Here is a 20033-nt window from a genome sequence, read left to right on the forward strand (position 1 = left end):
ACAGTACCCAAACTCTTGGCAATCAAAGCTCATTGCGCCATTCCTGGTCTTCACTGTCAAAAAGACGATTGGCCTCGTGCAGCCCCCAACTACCAGCCGCATAGGTATGAATGAATTCACGCTCTTGTTCCCAGTATTTCAAAATGGGATCTACCACTCTCCACGACCACTCAACTTCATCAAAGCGAATAAACAAAGTACGGTCACCTTCGATCACGTCGAGCAGTAACGCCTCGTAGGCATCCAGCGGCGCCTCATGCGCCTTGCGGTAGGAGGCATTCATCTGAATGACGCGCGTATCCATTCCCAGCCCGGGCTGCTTGACATGGATCTCCATGTGCATACTTTCAGAAGGCTGAATCGAAAGCAGCACCCAGTTGGGCTCGATGGTTTCTACCGCAGTTTCACGGAATAATTGTTGCGGTGGATGGCGAAAGCGGATAGCAATCATTGACATCGATTTTGGCATGCGCTTGCCTGTGCGCAGATAGAACGGCACGCCACGCCAACGCCAGTTGTCAATATAAAACTTCGCGGCGACGAAAGTTTCTGTGGCGGAATTGTGCTCCACCCCTTCTTCTTGCTGGTATCCACGCACAGGCTCCCCGTTGATGAAACCAGAGGCATACTGGGCTCGAAATGCGTGCGCATGTATCGCGCGCTTCGCAATTGGCCTTATTGATCTCAATACCTTGACCTTTTCGTCTCGCAGCGCATCAGCCTCCAGTTCAGGCGGTGGCTCCATCGCCACCACAGTGAGGAGCTGCATCAGGTGGTTTTGCAGCATGTCGCGCAACGCCCCTGCCTTATCGTAATAATCGGCGCGCTTCTCGATCCCAACATCTTCAGCCACCGTGATCTGCACATGATCGATAAAATTCCGGTTCCACAAAGGCTCGATCAGCGTGTTGGCAAAACGGAATACCAGCAGGTTCTGCACGGTTTCCTTGCCCAGGTAATGGTCGATACGAAAAATCTGCTCCTCATCGAAATGCCGGTGCAACAGTTCGTTGAGCATGCGTGCGCTCTCAATATCTTCGCCGAAGGGTTTTTCCACCACCATTCGGTGCAAGCCGCGTGGCTTATTAAGTCCAACCGTATCAAGATGATTGATTACCGCGCCAAACTCGGTGGGCTTGATGGCGAGATAAAACACCACATGGGAGCACACCCCGCCTTTCTGACAACTGATTTCCTCCTTTAGACGGCGATAAGCTTCCACATCGTGAAGCTCGCCCTGCACATAGCTGAAGCGCGCGGCGAAATGTTTGAATACCTCATCATCAAAATTCTCGCCGAGCTTGTTCCGCAAACTCAAATCCATGTGCTCGAACCATTCATCCTGCCCCCACTCGCGGCGGGAAAAAGCGATGAAGCTCATATTCTCGGGCATGCGTTTCTTCTGCTCCAGGTGATACAGAGCGGGCAACAGCTTGTTCGATGAAAGATTGCCAGTAGCGCCAAAAATGACAAAGCTGCACGGGTGAAGCTTGTGATCATGGTTCATTTTGCCCCCTCTTTGATGGCATGACCGCCAAAACCTTTACGCATCATGGCCAGCATCCTGGCAGGAAAATCATTGGAACCCTGCGAGGCGAAGCGCATCATCAACGCCAGACTCATCACCGGCGCAGGCACACCCTGTTCAATAGCTTCGAACGCAGTCCAGCGGCCTTCGCCAGAATCCGAGACAAATGGTGCGATTGCACTCAGATCCTGGTCCTGTCGCAGGAAATCCGCACTCAAATCAAGCAGCCAGGAGCGCACCACACTGCCGTGGCGCCACATTTCTGAAATTGCGCCCAGATCTAGATCAAATTCCTGTTTACCCTTCATCAAGGCAAATCCTTCTGCAAAGGCCTGCATCATTCCGTATTCGATGCCGTTGTGGATCATTTTCACAAAATGTCCGGAACCGGCAGGGCCGCAGTGCAGCCAGCCTTTATCCGGAGCCGGTGCAAGTATCTTCAGATAGAATTCGAGCTGCTTTACTGCCGCCGGTTCACCTCCGGCCATCATGGCATAACCATTCTGCAAGCCCCACACGCCTCCAGACACACCCACATCCACAAACTGGATGCCCCACGCCCCGAGCTCCCCGGCACGGCGCTGACTATCCTTGTAGAAGGCATTGGCGCCATCCACCACGATATCGCCCGCACCCAGCATGGGAACCAGCGTATCCAGCGCCTGCTGCGTTGCCTCACCAGCCGGAAGCATGAGCCAGATGATGCGCGGCCCATCGCCTAGAGATTCAACTAGTTGCTGTAGCGTTTCGACAGCAAGAAGACCCGTTTCAGCCGCCAACTGCTGCGTCACCGCGAAACTCCGATTGTGGGCCACGACTTCCGCGCCACCCAGCCGCAAACGGCGCGCCATGTTTCCACCCATACGTCCAAGACCGACCATAGCAATTTTTTTCATTCTTCCTCCAGGGTGAGTACGCTGATGTATTTTAAGGCAATAAACATTATGAATTACAAAGCGTAGCACGCCTTTGATATCGTCATGGATATCGAGCTGCCGTAATCAGCGCTCCAAGGCAAATTGATCCGGGTTTTCCCATCTTCACACATGCATGCGACTTGCGATCTACTGTCTCACCTTGAGATTGCGCGGGTTATCACGCATCATTGAAGGAAATCCGGGCATCTACAGAAGTTTTTATGCGTACAATATCTTTCAGGCAATATTTAACTATTTGTTTTATCTTCCTTCTTACTACCAGCATCTCTTCAGCTATGTCCGATCAGACGCCCTCGCCCAAAGTAGCCAAAGCGCCTTATAAAGTTGTTTTTCAGGTAACTGACAGCGACGCGCAAAAGTGGAATCTGACTCTAGTTAACGCCATGAATGTCATCACCGAACTGGGCAAACACAATGTCGCCATAGAGATCGTTGTCTATGGTCCTGCGATTGACATGCTCAAACTCGAATCCGAAGTTGCGCCCAGGGTGGATGAAGTCATTAGACATGGCGTCAATGTTGTAGCCTGTGAAAACACCATGCATGGCGAGCGCCTCACCCCTGCAGACATGTTGCCTGACCTTGATTTCACACGAACCGGGGTGGTTTATCTGATGGAAAAGCAAAAAAAAGGCTATGCCTACATCAGACCTTGACCACTTTCTTGCTTTGAATCTTGCCGAAATATCAGGAATTCGTTATGCCGCTTAATCAATCACTCAAAGTTCTATTCATTACACCTGAAATCACCCCTCTGCTCAAAACCGGCGGCCTTGCCGATGTCAGCGCAGCACTTCCCGCCGCATTGCGTGAGTACAAGGTTGACGTACGAGTGTTACTGCCGGGCTACCCCAAGGTCATGGACAGCCTCAAAAACAAGCGTTTACTCACCACCCTTACAGATTGCGGTGTGCATGGCGAAGTCAAACTGCTGGAAGCCGAATTACCGGGAAGCGGCGTACCGTTGCTGATCATTGACTACCCGCTATTTTATGAACGCGATGGCGGCCCTTACACTGACCCCAAAGGCCATGACTGGGCCGACAATGCACACCGCTTCGCCCTGCTCTCCAAGGTGGGAGCCCTGCTGGGTAGTTCGGGCAGCCCTTTGGCCTGGCATCCGGATATTGTGCAGTGCAACGACTGGCAAAGTGGCCTGACCCCCGCCTACCTGAATTTCAGCCCAGCCCCCAGTGCCGCTACCGTCATGACCATTCACAACATGGCGTTTCAGGGCACCTTCCCCGCTTTGCTGACCGAACCCCTGGGTTTGCCTGCCTCAAGCTTTGCTATCAACGGCGCAGAATATTATGGGCAACTCTCATTCCTAAAAGCCGGATTGTTTTACGCCAAGCACATTACGACTGTAAGCCCCACCTATGCCGAGGAAATCCAGCAGGAACCTCTGGGCTTCGGCATGCAGGGGCTGCTGGCCCATCGCTATCTGGACCTCACCGGCATCATCAACGGCATTGACGTGAAGGAATGGGATCCGGCCACAGACAAACTGCTGGATCACAACTACAGCGCCGGCAATCTGGCCGGAAAAGCCGCCTGCAAGCGCGCGTTGCAACAAAAACTCGGACTGTCGGAAAACCCGGACATTCCCTTACTGGGCGTGATCAGCCGCCTGACGCATCAGAAAGGGCTGGATCTGTTGCCCACCATCGCACCCTTCCTGCTTGAACACCCGGTGCAGATGGTCATTCTGGGCAGCGGCGAGGTAGCGCTGGAAACAGCGTTCCTGCAGTTGGCGCAAAACCATCCGGATCAGGTGGCCACGATCATTGGCTTCAATGAAGCGCTTTCACATCAGATTGAAGCGGGTGCGGATATTTTTCTCATGCCCTCGCGATTCGAGCCTTGCGGGCTGAACCAGATGTACAGCCAGTGTTACGGCACGCCACCGGTCGTGCACTCCACGGGCGGGCTGGCGGACACGGTAGTGGATGCCACATCCGAAAACATAGCCAACGGCACAGCAACTGGCTTCGTGTTCAGACATGCAACCACACATGGTCTGAACGAATGCATCCACCGGGCGCTGGATGCCTATCACGACCAGCCCTCCTGGCGCAAGATCCAGGCCAACGGCATGCACCGCGACTTCAGTTGGAGCAGGAGTGCCGAGGAGTACCTCGCGCTTTACGAAATGATTCTGAAAAGCGCTTGAGCACGCCTCAGAGCCATTGCATCAAACCCATCTCCAGGGGATGGGTCAGCAACTCGTGGTAGGGGTAGACCCTGACCTTGTAATCCAGCCGCCCGCATAAATCGGGGGACAGGTCGAGAGCGAACAGATGTTCCTTCCCATCTGCGCTCATGCCGTAATGGCTGAAATTGAAATGCAGGTAATCCAGCCTGTCCCGCTTGGCTGACCGGCGAATCAATAATTCAACCACGACATCTTCAGGTGCAAGGGCATTCATATTCAGCGCCACTTCCAGGCGTACAGTCTCGCCAAAGCTGATGCGATTCAACGGCACATCCATTCGGTGCAGCATCAATCCTTGCCAGGCAGAGCGGATTTTCTTTTTCCACTCGGAAAGAAGCTTTGCCCCGGAAAAATTATCCTGCTCATAACGTTGACCCTGCCGGCTGGCAGGAACATAAAACTTGGTGACGTATTCATCCACCATGCGTCCGGAATTGAAGCGTGGCAGGATGGTTGCCATGGAACGCTTGGACATTTTCACCCAATCCGGTGAATACCCCATCTTGCCGCGCTCGTAATAGGCTGGAATAACCCTGTCCTGGAGAATTTCATACAGGGTCTGCGCTTCTTCCTTGTCACGCCGATAGGATTCCATCCAGGTAGGCGCCGGCTTGATCGCCCAGCCGTTGGTGCCATCGTAACCCTCGCCCCACCAGCCATCGAGCACGGAAAGATTAATCGCTCCATTCATGCCGGCCTTCATACCTGAGGTGCCGCTTGCCTCGAGCGGGTAAACCGGATTGTTGAGCCACACATCCACCCCCGAAACCAGACGCCTTGCCAAACCAAGATCATAGCCCTCCACCAGCATGATCTTGCCTTCGAACTCCGGCAAATTGGCGATGCCCTGCACCTGGCGGATCAAATCCTGGCCTGGCAGATCTGCGGGGTGAGCTTTGCCGGCGAAAAGAAACAGCACCGGCCGTTCATCGTTGGAAAGAATTTCCTTGAGCCAGTCGATATTTTCGAACAGCAAAGTGGCACGCTTGTATGTGGCAAAGCGGCGGGCAAAACCGATGGTCAGGACGTTGGGGTCATATCTGTCCACAAACTTCAGCATCCTGTCCAGGTGGGATTCGCTACCATTGTCGCGGAAATGCTGCGCGCTCTTGCGGAAATGCACCAGCTGAAGCATCTGGGATTTGAGCGATTGACGCACGCTCCAGAAGAGCTGATCAGGAATCTCGTCTATCCGGCTCCAGAAATCCGGCTCCGACATGCGATGCCGCCATTCATATCCGAACACGTTATCAAACAGATCAGCCCATTCCTGTGCCAGAAAAGTCGGCACATGCACTCCGTTGGTGACATAAGCCATCGGGTTTTCTTCAGGCAGCACCTCAGGCCACATCGCGGAACAAATGCGCGAGGACACGCTGCCGTGAATCCTGCTCACCCCGTTCTGGTGGCGAGAGCCGCGAATCGCCAAAGCGGTCATGTTGAATTCGGGGCTCTCCGGGGTCAGACCCAGTTGCATCACATCACCCACGCCAATCTTGATGTCTTGACAGAAGTGCTGAAAATACTCGGTAATCATGCCATCCGAGAAATGATCATGCCCGGCGGGGACCGGTGTATGTGTCGTAAATACCGTATTGACCGCGACTGCCTCCAATGCACTGGAAAAATCCAGTTGATGCTCGGCCATTAAATGGCGCACCCGTTCCAGAATCAGGAAAGCTGCGTGGCCTTCGTTGATATGCCAAACCGTTGGCTTGATGCCCAGAGCCTGCAATGCTCGCACCCCGCCTACACCGAGAATGATTTCCTGCTTAAGCCGCAGGGTGCGATCGCCCCCATAGAGCTGGTGGGCAATATTGCGATCATCGCAAGTATTCTCCTCCAGATCGGTATCCAGCAGATAAAGCCGGACGTGACCCACAACCGCCTGCCACACTTTGACGGCCACTTGCCGGCCTGGCAACTCGACCGTCAGGTGGATCTCACCGCCATCATCCCGTAGCGCGGGCGTGACGGGCAGCTCGTTAAAATTGGAATCCGCATAACTGGCGACCTGGTTGCCGCTGTCGCACTCTATGGTCTGGGAAAAATAGCCCTGACGATACAACAAGCCCACCGCCACAAACGGCACGCGCATATCGCTGGCCGCCTTGCAGTGATCGCCCGCCAGAATCCCGAGACCACCGGAATAGATGGGAAAGCTCTCATGGAACCCAAACTCGGCGCAGAAATAAGCGACCAGATCACGGTCAGCGAGTTGGTCCTCTCCATTGCGGCTCACCAGTTCATGATGGTAAGAGTCATAGGCCGACAGAACACGGTTATAGGTCGCCAGAAAAACCTGGTCTTCCACCGCATCCAGCAAACGCTGCTCATCCACCCGGCGCAGAAAGACCTTGGGATTGTGCCCCACGGCATCCCACAAACCGGGATGCAGACGAGCAAACAGCGTGCGGGTCGGCTTGTCCCAGCTATACCATAAATTATTGGCAAGCTCCTCCAACCGGATCAGCTTGCGTGGAATCCTGGGATTGACTTCAAGTGTGAACGTAGTGCCCTGTTTCATGGAAATCCTTTAATTGACGCGACTCAGCCCGCTCTAAAGCAGCAAACCCCATGCCACCCATTACAGCCTCATGAAATGCTCACGGTAATATTTCAGTTCATTGATCGACTCATAAATATCCGCCAGGGCTTCGTGCCGGTTTTCTTTCTTGAAACCATCATAAAGCTCGGGGCGCCAGCGTCGTGCCAGCTCCTTGATCGTACTCACATCCAGATTACGATAATGAAAATAGGCTTCCAGCTTAGGCATGTGCCTGGCAAGAAAGCGTCGATCCTGGCAAATGGAATTGCCGCACATGGGGGACTTGCCCGCGCCAACATGCTGCTGCAAAAAATTGATCATGCGCGCTTCCACCTCTGCATCACCCAAGCGGGATGCCTTGACCTTGTCAATCAGACCTGATTTACCATGGGTTCCCTTGTTCCAGTTATCCATCCTGTCCAGCACCGCATCAGCCTGGTGCACCACCAGCACCGGCGCCTCCGCAACGGTATTGAGCTGCGCATCCGTAATCACCAGCGCGACCTCCAGGACGAAGTCTGTTTCCGGGCTGAGTCCGCTCATCTCCATATCCAGCCAGATCAGATTCTGGTTGTTTTCTTGTGCCATAATATTGTTCCATTTAAATCAAGCCGCATATTGTGGCATGCCCCCAATCAATCGTCACCCTTGAGCGCCCCCCAAGCTGGTGCGCTGGAACCTCTCACAATGCCGGTTTTTACCCTGATTTTTGCCTTTGCCTTGCTGCTTACCACTGCGACCCGGCTATGGCTGGCTCAACGCCATCTGCGCCACATCCAGCTTAACCGCCAGGCTGTACCGCAGGATTTCGCTGACAGCATCTCCCTTGAATCGCACCACAAGGCGGCGGATTACTCCAGCAGCAAGACTCGGCTCGGCATGCTTCACAGCCTGCTGGACGTAGCACTTCTGCTGGCATTCACCCTGGGTGGTGGCATTCAGGCGCTCACGGACTATTGGCAAAACGTCCTGGGCGATGGATTGTGGCGTGGCGTGGCACTCATTGTGAGCGTCCTTGTCATCTCCAGCCTGCTGGAAATACCACTCAGTCTGTATCGAACATTCGTCATTGATGCACGGTTTGGTTTCAACAAAATGACACCCGGCCTGTTTCTGGCCGATTTGTTCAAACAAACCCTGCTCCTCAGCGCGCTTGGCATTCCTTTGCTCCTCGGTGTGCTGTGGCTGATGGCGCAAATGGGCGAACACTGGTGGCTCTATGTCTGGCTTGCGTGGATGGGCTTCAATCTGCTGATCCTGACCCTCTATCCTACCGTGATTGCACCTCTGTTCAACAAATTCTCGCCACTGGAAGACCAAAGGCTTGCTACGCGCATTGAAGCCTTGCTGCAGAAATGCGGTTTCAAATCTCAGGGGCTGTTTGTCATGGATGGCTCCAAGCGCAGCAGCCATGGCAACGCCTATTTCAGCGGTCTGGGCGCTTCAAAACGTATCGTGTTCTTCGACACACTGTTAGCGCGCCTCAATCACGATGAAATCGAGGCGGTGCTGGCCCATGAACTGGGGCACTTCAAACGCCGCCATGTCATCAAACGCATTCTCTCCATGTTCATTCTCAGCCTGGCAGGGCTGTGGCTGCTGGGCTGGCTCATGCCGCAGGGGTGGTTTTACCAGGGCCTGGGTGTCACGACTCGGAGCACCGATACGGCCCTGCTATTATTCATGCTGGTTAGCCCGTTCTTTACTTTCCTGTTTAACCCAATTGCCAGTCTTTACTCACGCAAGCATGAATTCGAGGCCGACCGCTACGCAGCCGAAAATTCCAGCGGCGAAGCACTGATCCAGGCACTGGTCAAGCTTTACAATGACAATGCAGCAACGCTAACACCCGATCCGCTGCACTCGGTTTTCTATGATTCACATCCGGCTGCCACACAAAGGATCGCCTACTTGAGATCGCTCGCAGGGAAAAGTTGATTTGCACAATATCCGAGTTATTTGTTAAAGTATTCAATCGTCCATCTCACATTGAAAGGGAGAACCTCATGAAATTTTTTCTCACCGCTCTCAGTCTCGCGCTGCTGGCAACCACTCCAGCCATTGCCGAGTCCATGGACAAAGGCGACGCCAAGATCGGCAAGACGCTGCACGACAAATCCTGCATTACCTGCCATGTCTCAAAATTCGGCGGCGATGGCAGCAAGATATACACCCGCGCCGACCGCAAAGCCACCAGCAAGGAACAACTGACCGCTCGCGTCAAGGCATGCAATAACAACGTTGGCGCTGGTTGGTTTCCAGAAGAAGAAGCCCATGTTGCAGCTTACCTCAACGCCACCTACTATCGTCTGAAGTGATCACAGGATCATAATTTTCTTGTCAAACTGAACCAGCAGGCTCACAATCGCCCCTCGTGAAATTACCATTTTGTTCGGAGGGGCTTCAATGAAACGACTACTGGCACTGGGCCTGATCGTCACATCTCTGGGAGGCTGCTGCATGGTGGCCTGCAATAGCCGGCCAGCCAACAGCCATATCACGGTCAGCTCCAACATCCCCGCGGACTGTAGTTTTGAGGACAAGGCCGGCCCGCGTGAATTCCATGCCCCAGGCAAAGTGGACGGCATGCCGAAAAATGCGCCTGGAACCCTGACATGTCAGGCCAAGGGATATAAACCTTTCCAAAAACAGGTGCAGGCCGCTGACTGGAGCAAGATCGACTCCCTCTCAGGCGACCCCCTCGCGATTCGTTATTTCAGCGAAGTCTCCATCACGATGGAAGCACTGGACAAGAAACCCAATTAAACAGGCGCTTGCCAATTGATATTACCCCCCAGATGTTTTAAAGTTGCCGCGTTCCAAAATAGTTCTGCTCAATAGCTCAGGAGACCTCTCATATGAAAATCAAGTTAAGCGCAATCGCCGTCCTCTCCACCCTGGCCATATCCGGCTCTGCCCTGGCCGATGGCTGGACCTTCCTCCCCGTCAAGAATGATGGCTGGAAGCCTGAAATCACACTCTCGGCAGTGGTTGGCTCCATGGATGTCAAAGACATTGGCGCCAGTGAATACCAGGGGGCGGAACTATCGCTGAACTGTCCATGGTTCCAGCCGCCAACTGGCATGATTCGCCAGCAATTCAACATTGGCAAATATGAGCATGGCAACGCTTCGCTGACCAGTTTTGAGATGAACCCGCATTACTACGTCTCGGTCGCGCCGGGATGGACCGTTGGTGGTGGCCCTGGCATTGGCTACATACATGGTTACGTTGGCGAACAGGAAGCCGACATGTCCAGCGTTCAACTCTCCGGCAGCGTCAATTACCGTAACGGCCACTTCTTCGCCGGTGCTGGCGCCCGCTACCAAGACTCCCTTAACAAGGAAATCGCACCGGGCATAAAAGGCATGGACAACTGGCTGGTTTCCGCCAAGATTGGCCTGAATTTCTAAGTAGATTTATCCGTATTGTCAAAAAATGCCCGCTTGCGGGCATTTTTTGTTTATCCTTGCAGCCGTGCAAATGTTCCATGAAGGTCAAATTACTGCAAGCTACGGACGCCGGTTCACAGTTGAACTCGCTGGCGGGGAGCTAGTCGCCTGCGTTACACGAGGCAAAAAAGGCGGCGCGGCCTGTGGCGACAAGGTGAGGATCCAGTACACGGGACCAGATCAGGGCGTCATCGAAGCCATTTTGCCGCGTCGCTCGCTGCTATACCGCTCGGATGCCTTCCGGGAGAAAGTCATCGCGGCAAACGTCACACAAATCATCATTGTGCTCGCGGCAGTACCCAGCTTTTATGAAGAATTGATAAACCGCTGCCTGATCGCAGCGGAAAGTGCCGGGATCAAGGCGCTGATCGTACTCAACAAAGCCGATCTGAAATCCGAAACGGCGCAGGCAATGGTAAAGCTTGCTCTTTACCGTGACCTCGGCTACGCACTGTTGCCGCTCTCCGCGCATCAGGACACATCACCTCTCCTGCCCTATCTGCAAGGTGAAACCAGCGTACTGGTGGGCCAGTCAGGAATGGGGAAATCGAGCATCATCAATGCCCTGCTCCCTGAAGTAAAAGCCGAGACGAGAGAGATTTCCACTACGCTCGATTCGGGCAAGCATACAACCACGCATGCGCGGCTCTACCATCTAAACCCGGAAAGCCACATCATCGACTCCCCCGGCTTGCAGGAATTCGGTCTTCACCATCTCAAGCCGGAAGAGTTAGACCATGCCTTTATCGAATTCCGCCCTTATCTCGGCCAGTGCAAATTCAACAACTGCCGTCATCGATCCGAGCCTGGTTGCGCGGTGCTTGCAGCCGCAAAAACGGGCACGATACAACAGCGCAGGCTAGCAACTTACCAGAAGCTTATCGGCAACGCCTGACCCACCATTTCCTGACTTCTTCCAGCACCAGCATGGCTAAAGCAAAGGGAATAATATAAATCCACACCTCCAGCCCGATCGGCAAGGTGCCAAACAGCGCATTGCCCCATGGGGTATAGTCAATCAGCAGAATAAGCGCCATTTCCGCCAACACGCCCCCCACGATCAGAGGGTTGCCAAACAGATTCCGGGCAAAGACTGAATCACGACTGCTACGGCAAATGTATACATTCACAATCTGCATCACGATAATCGCACTCAACGTAGCAGTCGTAGCTTGAAGATAGCGCGGGTCATACGGCAGCAAGGTATCCCCATAGCGCCAGCCAGCACCATGCAGAACGAAGAAGAACGCTGCTAGCGCGGCCAAGGCTTCCATCCCCCCAAGAAACAGGTAGGCACGCAGTACCAAGGCTGCATTCAGCAAGCGTTCATTACGTGCCCTGGGTGGTTTGCGCATCACCTCGGGATGAGGTTTTTCAGCCCCCAATCCGAGGGCGGGCAGCATATCGGTACCCAGATCCACGGCCAGGATCTGGATCACCGTCAGCGGCAGGGGTATCTTGAACAGAACAAAAGCAAGATAAGGCACGATTTCAGGAATATTGGAGGTCAGGATATAGGTCATAAACTTGCGGATATTCCCGAATACCGCCCGCCCCTCCTCGATCGCGGCGACGATGCTGGCAAAATTGTCATCCAGCAAAATCATGTCCGCTGCTTCTCGCGCCACATCGCTGCCACTCAGCCCCATGGCAATACCGATATCCGCCTGTTTCAGCGCCGGCGCATCGTTTACACCATCTCCGGTCACCGCAACGACATGGCCTTTTTTCTGCAAGGCATGGACGATGCGCATTTTCTGGTCCGCCTTGAGGCGTGCAAAAATAATTTCAGGCAGATCCAGTTTCAGTTGCAATTGTGTGGCAGAAATGCGTTGCAGGTCATCGCCGGTCAATACCGTGGGCGACTGACACAATCCGATTTCACGGGCAATCGCCCGCGCAGTATGGGGATGATCGCCGGTGACGATAATGACCTTGATCCCGGCTTCGCGACACGTCTGGATCGCTGGCGCCACTTCGGGACGCGGCGGATCCTCCAGGCCGACCAGCCCGAGCAGGGTCAGGCCTTGTTCCAACTGCTCCCGCGGCTCGTTTTCACGTACCGCACGAGTCGCCAGCGCCAGGACACGCAGGCCTTGCTGCGCCAGTTCCAGTTCGGCCTCCTGCAAACGGTCGCTTGTTTCCGGCGTCAAAGACAAGACGCCCCGAGATGTGCTGAAATGCGTGCACAAGGGAAGCACCGTCAGGAGCGCACCCTTTGTGTAAAGCATTGCTCCATGCTGCGTCCTGTGCAGGGTGGACATGCGCTTGCGGTCGGCATCGAACGGCACTTCGTCCAGACGGGGTTGATCTGGCCACTTACACCCGGATTGCTCTGCCATGTGTACCAGCGCCAATTCCATCGGATCGCCCAGCCAAGCGTGATTTTCCATTTGCTTGAGGGTATGGCAGTAGCGCGCAACCGCGAGCAATTCCTCTGCGGCAGGACCAGACAATTCCCGAGGCGTGACGAATGCGCCATGCATAAACAGATGCTTCGCTTCCATTCGATTGAGCGTCAAGGTTCCGGTTTTATCGGTGCAGATCACTGAGGCAGAACCCAGTGTTTCGACAGACGGCAGATGCCGGATCAGCACATTGCGCTTCGCCATGCGCTGCGTTGCCATGGCCAGCGACAGAGTGACCGTAGGCAGCAAGCCCTCCGGCACATTGGCAACGATAATGCCGATAGCAAAAATGAAATTGGCCCAGAATGACAGCCCCATCGCCTGGCCGATGAAAAAGAACAACACGCCCAGCCCCAGGGCCAGCGCGGCAACCAGTCGCGAAAGATGGACAATTTCGCGCTGCAGGGGAGAAAGGCGCTCACCCGGGACTTGGGTAAGATGCGCAATTTTGCCAAACTCGGTGTTCATGCCGGTGGCGAAAATCACCGCCTTGCATTCGCCCGCCACCACGGCCGTGCCCGCCAGCAGGATATTGCCGCCGTGCAGCAACTCCTCTTCGCTGCTGGCCTTGGCTTCCCGCGCCTTGGGACGGGATTCACCCGTCACCGTTGCCATGTTGACGCGCACGCCAAATGCTTCAATCAGACGGCAATCCGCTGGCACGCCATCCCCTTCCTGCAACAGGACTACATCACCCGGCACCAGTTGCGAGACCTCAATTTGCGACACTGCGCCCGCACGAAGCACCTTGACCAGACGGGGCAACAATTCAAGCAAAGCTGCCAGAGCCCGTCCGGCACGGTATTCCTGCCAGAAAGAGAAAACGCCATTGAGCAGGATCACACCCAGAATGGCATAGCCCAACGTTGCCATACCCTCGCCTGGTGCACGCCATTCTGCGACAAAGGCCAGGACTGCGGCGAACCACAATATCAGCGCGAAAAAATGGATAAACCCTTTGAGGAATTTGAGCCAGAGCGGCTCGGCCGGTAATGCTTCGACCCGGTTCAGGCCGTATTCAAGCAGACGCCGCGCAGCCTCTGCGCTGCTCAGGCCATCCGGCCCGCTGTGCAGACTGGCAAGTGCTACTTCCGGAGCCAGGCGATGAATCTTCATTGCCGCCGATCAGCCGGCAACAAGCGGGGGGAAACTAACCCGGCCTGCCCAGTTGAATATCAGTTAAGAATCTATTTGCCGTTGATACGAATCGGAACATAGAGGGAACGATCTCCGCGCAGAATACGCAATGCGATCACCCGCCCCGAGCCATACTGGTTTACCAGTTCGTTGAATTGCTCCAGGCTTTTTACATCCTGGTTGTTGACCGACAGGATTACGTCGCCACGGCTGACACCCGCGCGTGCCGCAGCGCCATCCGAGTCTTCCACCAGCAACCCGGCGCTGATCTTGAGCTCCCGCTTCTGCTCCTCACCGAGTTCGCTCAAGGTCAGGCCAAGCTTGTTACCCGCCTTGCTGGTTTTTGTTGGGGCGCGGCCCATCTTGTCGGGAAGTTCACCCACCACCACCGCGACGTCCTTGTATGCGCCTTTCCGCCAGAGCTGTACCGTTACCCGCTTGCCAGGCTTGACCGAAGCCACCAGACGCGGCAGCTCGCTGGAATTTTCCACCACTTTGCCATCGAACTTGAGAATTACATCGCTTGCCGCCATGCCAGCCTTGTCGGCCGGACTGCCTTTGTCCACGTTGGCAATCAGGGCGCCCATGGGCTTGCTCAGACCAAATGATTCCGCCAGTTCCTTGGTCATTTCCTGAATCATCACGCCGAGCCAGCCACGGTTGATCTTGCCCTGAGTTCGCAACTGATCGCTGATGTCGATCGCCACGTCAATCGGGATGGCGAAGGAAAGCCCCATGAATCCGCCGCTACGGCTATAGATCTGCGAATTGATGCCGATCACCTCGCCCTTCATGTTGAACAGTGGACCGCCTGAATTGCCGGGGTTGATTGCCACATCGGTCTGGATGAAGGGCACATAATTTTCCTGCGGCAGCGAACGCCCCTTGGCGCTCACGATTCCTGCGGTGACACTGTTATCGAAGCCGAACGGCGAACCAATGGCAAACACCCATTCGCCAGGCTTGAGCAGGTCGGGTTTGCCTATCGTCACCGCAGGCAGGCCGCTGGCGTCGATTTTTACCAGGGCGACATCCGTGCGGCGATCGCTGCCGATCACTTTGGCCTTGAATTCGCGCTTGTCAGTCAGACGCACAATGACTTCATCGGCCGCATCCACCACATGTGCATTGGTGAGGATATAACCATCCGCACTCAGGACGAAACCCGAACCCAGCGAACGTGACTGATGTTCGCGTGGGCCCTTGCGTGGCGGCATGAAGCGCCGGAAAAAATCGTGCATCGGGTCATCTTCCGACAACTCCGGCATTTGGGGAAAAGCGTGTTCATTGCGCACGGTCTGGGTCGTGCTGATATTCACGACCGCTACGCCCTGTTTTTCCACCAGTTCGGTAAAATCCGGCAATTCCCTGGCGTGGGATAACGCAGTCAAAGATAGAAAAAGCGCAAAAAAAGCGATAACTCTTTTCATCCTTATCAATCCTCAGCAAGTTTGACAATATTGCAAGAAAAAACCCGGCGCAGAATCACCGGCTGAAACTGTCGCTGACCACCCGCCCTCGCAGTCACCCCTTTCAGCGTGACAAAGCCCAGTATCAACCCGATGACTGCTCCCGATACGGAATACGGGTCCGTTACGGCGCCAGCAGGCGCAAACAGGCTGCCCAGCAATGCACCCGCCAGCAATGACACCAGGGGCAATACATAGCCGAGCAGGGAGCTTGCAAGCAGTGCGGATTCTTCCAGCCCGACTACCACGCGCTCACCCACCGTTGCGCCAATTGGGTTCGACACCTGGAATGATCTCGTCTTCCCGCCAAGCAACTGACTCATGCTGGAAGTGCCACAGCTTTGCTTGGAACTGCATGTTCCACAGGATGAGGCGCGTGAAGTTTCGACATAAGCCCCATCCACGCCCAATCGAATCACTACACCTTCGGTTTCAAGCATGCGATTATTTGCCCGCAAAAGAGACGGAATTGGCGATTTGCATCACGGTCGCGGCAGGCACTTCGCCCAGCACTGTGACCTGAAACTCGGCAACCGGCCTGGTGTAAACATTGATTGAACCTTGGCTGGAAAGGCCGGTAACCGATTTTTGCATCCCCGCCAAAGGCTCGACAAAGATCGAGACCGCAACCAGTTCATCTGAAAACACCAGATGGTTGGCAGAAACCTTCTTGCCTGGAAAAGTCCGTTTCTGCTCCATGATTTTTTTGAATCCCGCGGGCGGCGATTTTACCTGCCAGCCCGAATCGACCATGGCTGGAATGTCCTGCGGCTTCATATGCTGGTGCATGGCATATCTGGGTTTCAATTGCTCGCGGTCTATGGTTCCGCCAATTCTGGCATGGGTGAAAAAGAACTGATTTATGACCTCTTTTTTTTCATTCAGCGTACTGGCCTTGAGCAACAGGCCGCTGCCATTTTCACCACAAAAGCGATGGCCATAACGATAAACATCGCGCGGTTCCAGTACGACATTCTGACAATCATGACCTGCCACGCGCTCCACCAGGCCAAGCTTGACGACATAATTTTCGCCAATACCCGACAACTGAAGCGGCAAAAGTGCGGGGAAACTCTTTTGCGACCTGCGTCTTTCAACCATGACACCCTTGCTTTCGGGCGTAAAACAGATCACCTCATCATTGTTACGGATGATTTCGCGCGGCGGGCCATCCAGCACTTCCAGCTTCTCATGCTCGCCGCTCTCATCCATCATGTGGGTAATGCTGGACGTTTCCATGTGGGCGCCGCGCTGGTACACAAAAGTTCCGCTGTAATCGAGATTGTGGGCGGCCGAGGCAATCCTCTGCAACCAGATGGCAGCATCACCACCCGCTTCCGCTACGGCCAACCCCGGCAGGCAAGACAGAATCACTACCACCACACAACGGCCAGCCCTCATCGCGCAGCAACCTCTCTCACTTCCGACACCATCTGTACATGAGGCGCCATGCCACGCATCGAAACACTGGGCGAGTATTCCTGATGCGCCAGCAAGTATGGGTTGACATTGGTGCTGGCCAGCTCCGCCTGCGGCGCGTTTGCCGCCAGCATGCTGGAAGTTGCGCTTTCGTTGCCCGTCTGCATCACAGCCCAGAGCACGAACCCCACAGCAGCAACCGATGCTGCCGCGGACAGGGCAAAAGTTCTCGCATGTGGCCTGGCAAGCCGTTTGGGTGCCAGAACCGTCGGCTCCTCGGCCAAACTCAATCTGAATCGATCCATGAAATCACCGGAAACTGAAGATGTGCCGCGAAGTTCGTCGCCAATCAGATGGTAGGCATGCCATTCATGTTGCGCCTCTGAAGACTGCAATGCAGCGATCAGCCGTTTCGCTTCGGCTTCATCCACCTCGCCGTCCATGAATTCGGAAATTTGCTCTTTCATGCTTACCACCTCTTGTCTTTATGTGTATCCAGCAAGGGCCGCAACTTCTCGGCGATTGCCTCTCGTGCCCTGAATATCCGCGACCTGACAGTCCCGATCGGGCAGTTCATCACTTCTGCGATTTCCTCGTAGCTCAACCCTTCGATTTCGCGCAAGGTAATCGCCGTTCTCAACTCCTCTGGCAACACCGCCATCGCAGAGTTCACTGTCTGACCAATCTGTTTGGTCATCAACTCGTGTTCCGGCGTATTGATATCGCGCAACTCCCCCGCATCCTCGAAATTTTCCGCATCTTCGGGGCTGTACTCGGTAATGGTAGGCGCCCGCCGCCCCTGGGCAACCAGATAATTTTTGGCGGTATTAATGCCGATCCGGTACAGCCAGGTATAAAACGCACTATCGCCGCGGAACGAGGGCAAGGCGCGGTAAGCCTTGATAAAGGCCTCCTGCGACACATCCTCTACCTCGGCCGCATCGCGAATAAAACGCGACAGCAACCGGGCGAGCTTGCGCTGATATTTGATCACCAGCAACTCGAAGGCACGCTTGTCGCCATGCTGCGCGCGCTCGACCAGTTGCTGGTCAATTTCCCTGTCACCCATTCTGGGCTTACTCCCTGAAACAGCTTATTTTTGTAGGTATGCAGTATAGCGTTTTCACCCGCCGAGCAGAAAACGCAAGCACTTCATTATTCACAAAGACAGGCAACGGTAGTAAATAGTTCATTCTCCATGCCGTCATTGCATGCATAAGAGGAGGCGCATGGTATGATTTTTCCGCATTCACCCACCTGAATCATGACGGAACCCCACGTGGAACAATTTGACGTAGTGATCATCGGCAGCGGGCTGGCAGGGCAGACGCTATCCCTGCATCTGGCAGAACATAAAAAAATCGGACTCATTACCAAAAAGTCCCTGCTTGATGGCGCCAGCAGCTGGGCCCAGGGCGGCATCGCGGCAGTGCTGGGCAACGACGATTCGCTCCAGTCGCATATTCAGGATACCTTCGTTGCCGGTGCCGGGCTATGTGGCGAAAAGGCCACGCGTTTCGTGGTGGAACATGGCAAATCCGCGGTCGAATGGCTCATCCGGCAAGGTGTTCAGTTCAGCCATGACGAGCTGCATGCCGAGGAACTGCACCTGACGCGCGAAGGCGGTCACAGCCACCGCCGCATCGTGCATGCCGCGGATGCAACCGGCGCGGCAGTGCAGATGACCCTGTCGCAGCAAGTCAAGGCCCATCCCAACATCACCCTGCTGGAAGAACACATCGCCATCGACCTGATCACCGGCAGAAAACTCGGCTTTAGCGACCCCGTGCAGGCCAACCGCTGCTTCGGGCTGTATGCGCTCGACAACCAGTCCGGCACGGTCAAGACCATCGCCGCCCGGCATGTCGTCCTGGCCACGGGCGGGGCTGGCAAGGTTTATCTCTACACCACCAACCCTGATGTGGCCACAGGTGACGGCATTGCCATGGGCTGGCGCGCCGGCTGCCGGGTGGCGAACATGGAATTCATCCAGTTCCATCCCACCTGCCTTTATCACCCCCATGCCAAATCATTTCTGATTACCGAAGCGGTGCGCGGGGAAGGCGGGCGGCTCTTGCTGCCGGATGGCACCCGCTTCATGCCTGACCATGACCCCCGCGCCGAGCTGGCGCCACGCGACGTGGTCGCACGGGCAATCGACTTCGAAATGAAAAAGCGCGGGCTGGATTGCGTTTATCTCGACATCTCGCACAAATCCGAGACCTTTCTCAAGGAACATTTTCCCAATATCCACGCCCGCTGCCTGGAACTGGGCATCGACCTCACGCGCGACCCCATCCCCGTGGTGCCCGCCGCCCACTACACCTGCGGCGGGATCATGACCGACCTGCGCGCCCGCACCGATATCCACAACCTTTATGCCGTGGGAGAAGTGGCCCATACCGGCCTGCACGGCGCAAACCGGCTGGCCAGCAATTCGCTGCTGGAATGCATCGTGTTCGCCCAGGCTGCGGCGCGGGATATCCTGGAACAGAAGGATTCGCCCCTGCCCCCCCTGCCGGAGTGGGACGAAAGCCGGGTCACCGATGCCGACGAGGAAATCATCATCTCCCACAACTGGGACGAGCTGCGCCGCTTCATGTGGGACTACGTCGGCATCGTACGCACCAGCAAGCGCCTCCAGCGCGCACTGAAACGGATCAGGCTGCTGCAGGAGGAAATTCACGAGTACTACAGCAATTTCCGCATCAGCAACGATCTGCTCGAACTGCGCAACCTGGTCCAGACCGCGGAGCTGATCGTGCACAGCGCCATGCTGCGGCACGAGAGCCGTGGCCTGCATTTCAGCCGGGACTACCCGGAGCAGTTGCCCGCGGCGGAAAATACGGTTCTGACACCCGATTAGAGAAGGCAATATTTCACGATTCAATAATCCACCTTTCACTGTTGGCAAAGCAC

General features: G+C 55.2%; 18 protein-coding genes. 8 read left to right on the top strand and 10 right to left on the bottom strand.

The genetic code is table 11. The features are described from left to right. Positions 1–22 precede the first annotated feature (22 nt). Positions 23–1507: a glucose-6-phosphate dehydrogenase gene (zwf, locus tag WC392_06695; GenBank protein ID MFA5242048.1), complete on the bottom strand. Its 1485-nt coding sequence runs from the start codon at positions 1505–1507 to the stop codon at positions 23–25. Then, on the bottom strand, positions 1504–2424 hold the full coding sequence (gene gnd / locus WC392_06700; GenBank protein MFA5242049.1) for a decarboxylating 6-phosphogluconate dehydrogenase: 921 nt from the start codon (positions 2422–2424) through the stop codon (positions 1504–1506). Before gnd ends, zwf begins: the two co-directional genes overlap by 4 nt. Before the next feature lie 317 nt (positions 2425–2741). Between gnd and WC392_06705 the strand changes: the two genes are divergently transcribed. Together WC392_06705 and glgA are read left to right on the top strand one after the other, a co-directional pair. Further along, on the top strand, positions 2742–3122 hold the full coding sequence (locus tag WC392_06705; protein ID MFA5242050.1) for a DsrE family protein: 381 nt from the start codon (positions 2742–2744) through the stop codon (positions 3120–3122). A gap of 44 nt (positions 3123–3166) precedes the next feature. Beyond that, positions 3167–4639, top strand: a complete 1473-nt coding sequence (glgA, locus tag WC392_06710; protein ID MFA5242051.1) for a glycogen synthase GlgA — start codon at positions 3167–3169, stop codon at positions 4637–4639. A 7-nt stretch (positions 4640–4646) separates the two neighbouring features. Here the strand turns inward: glgA and glgP are convergent, their stop codons facing one another. Next, positions 4647–7208 (bottom strand): alpha-glucan family phosphorylase, encoded by a 2562-nt coding sequence (gene glgP / locus WC392_06715; GenBank protein ID MFA5242052.1) that lies wholly within the window; start codon positions 7206–7208, stop codon positions 4647–4649. A 60-nt stretch (positions 7209–7268) separates the two neighbouring features. Then, complete coding sequence (orn, locus tag WC392_06720) at positions 7269–7817, bottom strand: oligoribonuclease (protein ID MFA5242053.1); 549 nt, start codon at positions 7815–7817, stop codon at positions 7269–7271. Between the two features lie 99 nt (positions 7818–7916). On the opposite strand from orn, the gene WC392_06725 reads away from it, so the two are divergent. The 5 genes from WC392_06725 (at position 7917) to rsgA (ending at position 11576) form a co-directional block, all read left to right on the top strand. Further along, the gene (locus WC392_06725; protein MFA5242054.1) at positions 7917–9167 is read left to right on the top strand and encodes a M48 family metallopeptidase; all 1251 of its coding nucleotides are present in this window, start codon (positions 7917–7919) and stop codon (positions 9165–9167) included. A 68-nt stretch (positions 9168–9235) separates the two neighbouring features. Then, positions 9236–9547, top strand: coding sequence for a cytochrome c (locus WC392_06730; protein MFA5242055.1), 312 nt, complete (start codon positions 9236–9238; stop codon positions 9545–9547). An 88-nt stretch (positions 9548–9635) separates the two neighbouring features. Next, positions 9636–9995 carry a hypothetical protein gene (locus WC392_06735; GenBank protein MFA5242056.1) on the top strand — a complete coding sequence of 120 codons (360 nt, stop codon included), beginning with the start codon at positions 9636–9638 and terminating at the stop codon, positions 9993–9995. 92 nt (positions 9996–10087) lie between these two features. Beyond that, entirely contained in the window at positions 10088–10642 is a 555-nt protein-coding gene (locus tag WC392_06740) for a hypothetical protein (protein MFA5242057.1), read from the top strand. A gap of 70 nt (positions 10643–10712) precedes the next feature. Beyond that, positions 10713–11576 (top strand): ribosome small subunit-dependent GTPase A, encoded by an 864-nt coding sequence (gene rsgA / locus WC392_06745; GenBank protein MFA5242058.1) that lies wholly within the window; start codon positions 10713–10715, stop codon positions 11574–11576. On the opposite strand, the gene WC392_06750 is transcribed toward rsgA, so the two are convergent. The 6 genes from WC392_06750 to rpoE form a co-directional block, all read right to left on the bottom strand. Beyond that, entirely contained in the window at positions 11560–14205 is a 2646-nt protein-coding gene (locus WC392_06750; protein ID MFA5242059.1) for a cation-transporting P-type ATPase, read from the bottom strand. The genes rsgA and WC392_06750 overlap by 17 nt on opposite strands. 71 nt (positions 14206–14276) lie before the next feature. Next, a complete protein-coding gene (locus WC392_06755) occupies positions 14277–15656 on the bottom strand; it encodes a DegQ family serine endoprotease (protein MFA5242060.1) in 1380 nt (459 codons plus the stop codon). A gap of 5 nt (positions 15657–15661) precedes the next feature. After that, entirely contained in the window at positions 15662–16135 is a 474-nt protein-coding gene (locus tag WC392_06760; GenBank protein MFA5242061.1) for a SoxR reducing system RseC family protein, read from the bottom strand. A 4-nt stretch (positions 16136–16139) separates the two neighbouring features. Further along, a complete protein-coding gene (locus WC392_06765; GenBank protein MFA5242062.1) occupies positions 16140–17096 on the bottom strand; it encodes a MucB/RseB C-terminal domain-containing protein in 957 nt (318 codons plus the stop codon). Further along, the gene (locus WC392_06770; GenBank protein ID MFA5242063.1) at positions 17093–17581 is read right to left on the bottom strand and encodes a sigma-E factor negative regulatory protein; all 489 of its coding nucleotides are present in this window, start codon (positions 17579–17581) and stop codon (positions 17093–17095) included. The genes WC392_06765 and WC392_06770 overlap by 4 nt, the downstream gene beginning before the upstream one ends. Positions 17582–17583: 2 nt before the next feature. Further along, the gene (gene rpoE / locus WC392_06775; protein ID MFA5242064.1) at positions 17584–18183 is read right to left on the bottom strand and encodes an RNA polymerase sigma factor RpoE; all 600 of its coding nucleotides are present in this window, start codon (positions 18181–18183) and stop codon (positions 17584–17586) included. A 195-nt stretch (positions 18184–18378) separates the two neighbouring features. On the opposite strand from rpoE, the gene nadB reads away from it, so the two are divergent. Then, a complete protein-coding gene (gene nadB, locus WC392_06780; GenBank protein ID MFA5242065.1) occupies positions 18379–19980 on the top strand; it encodes an L-aspartate oxidase in 1602 nt (533 codons plus the stop codon). Positions 19981–20033: the final 53 nt, after the last annotated feature.

Source organism: Sulfuricella sp. (assembly GCA_041651995.1).
Classification (GTDB): domain Bacteria; phylum Pseudomonadota; class Gammaproteobacteria; order Burkholderiales; family Sulfuricellaceae; genus Sulfurimicrobium.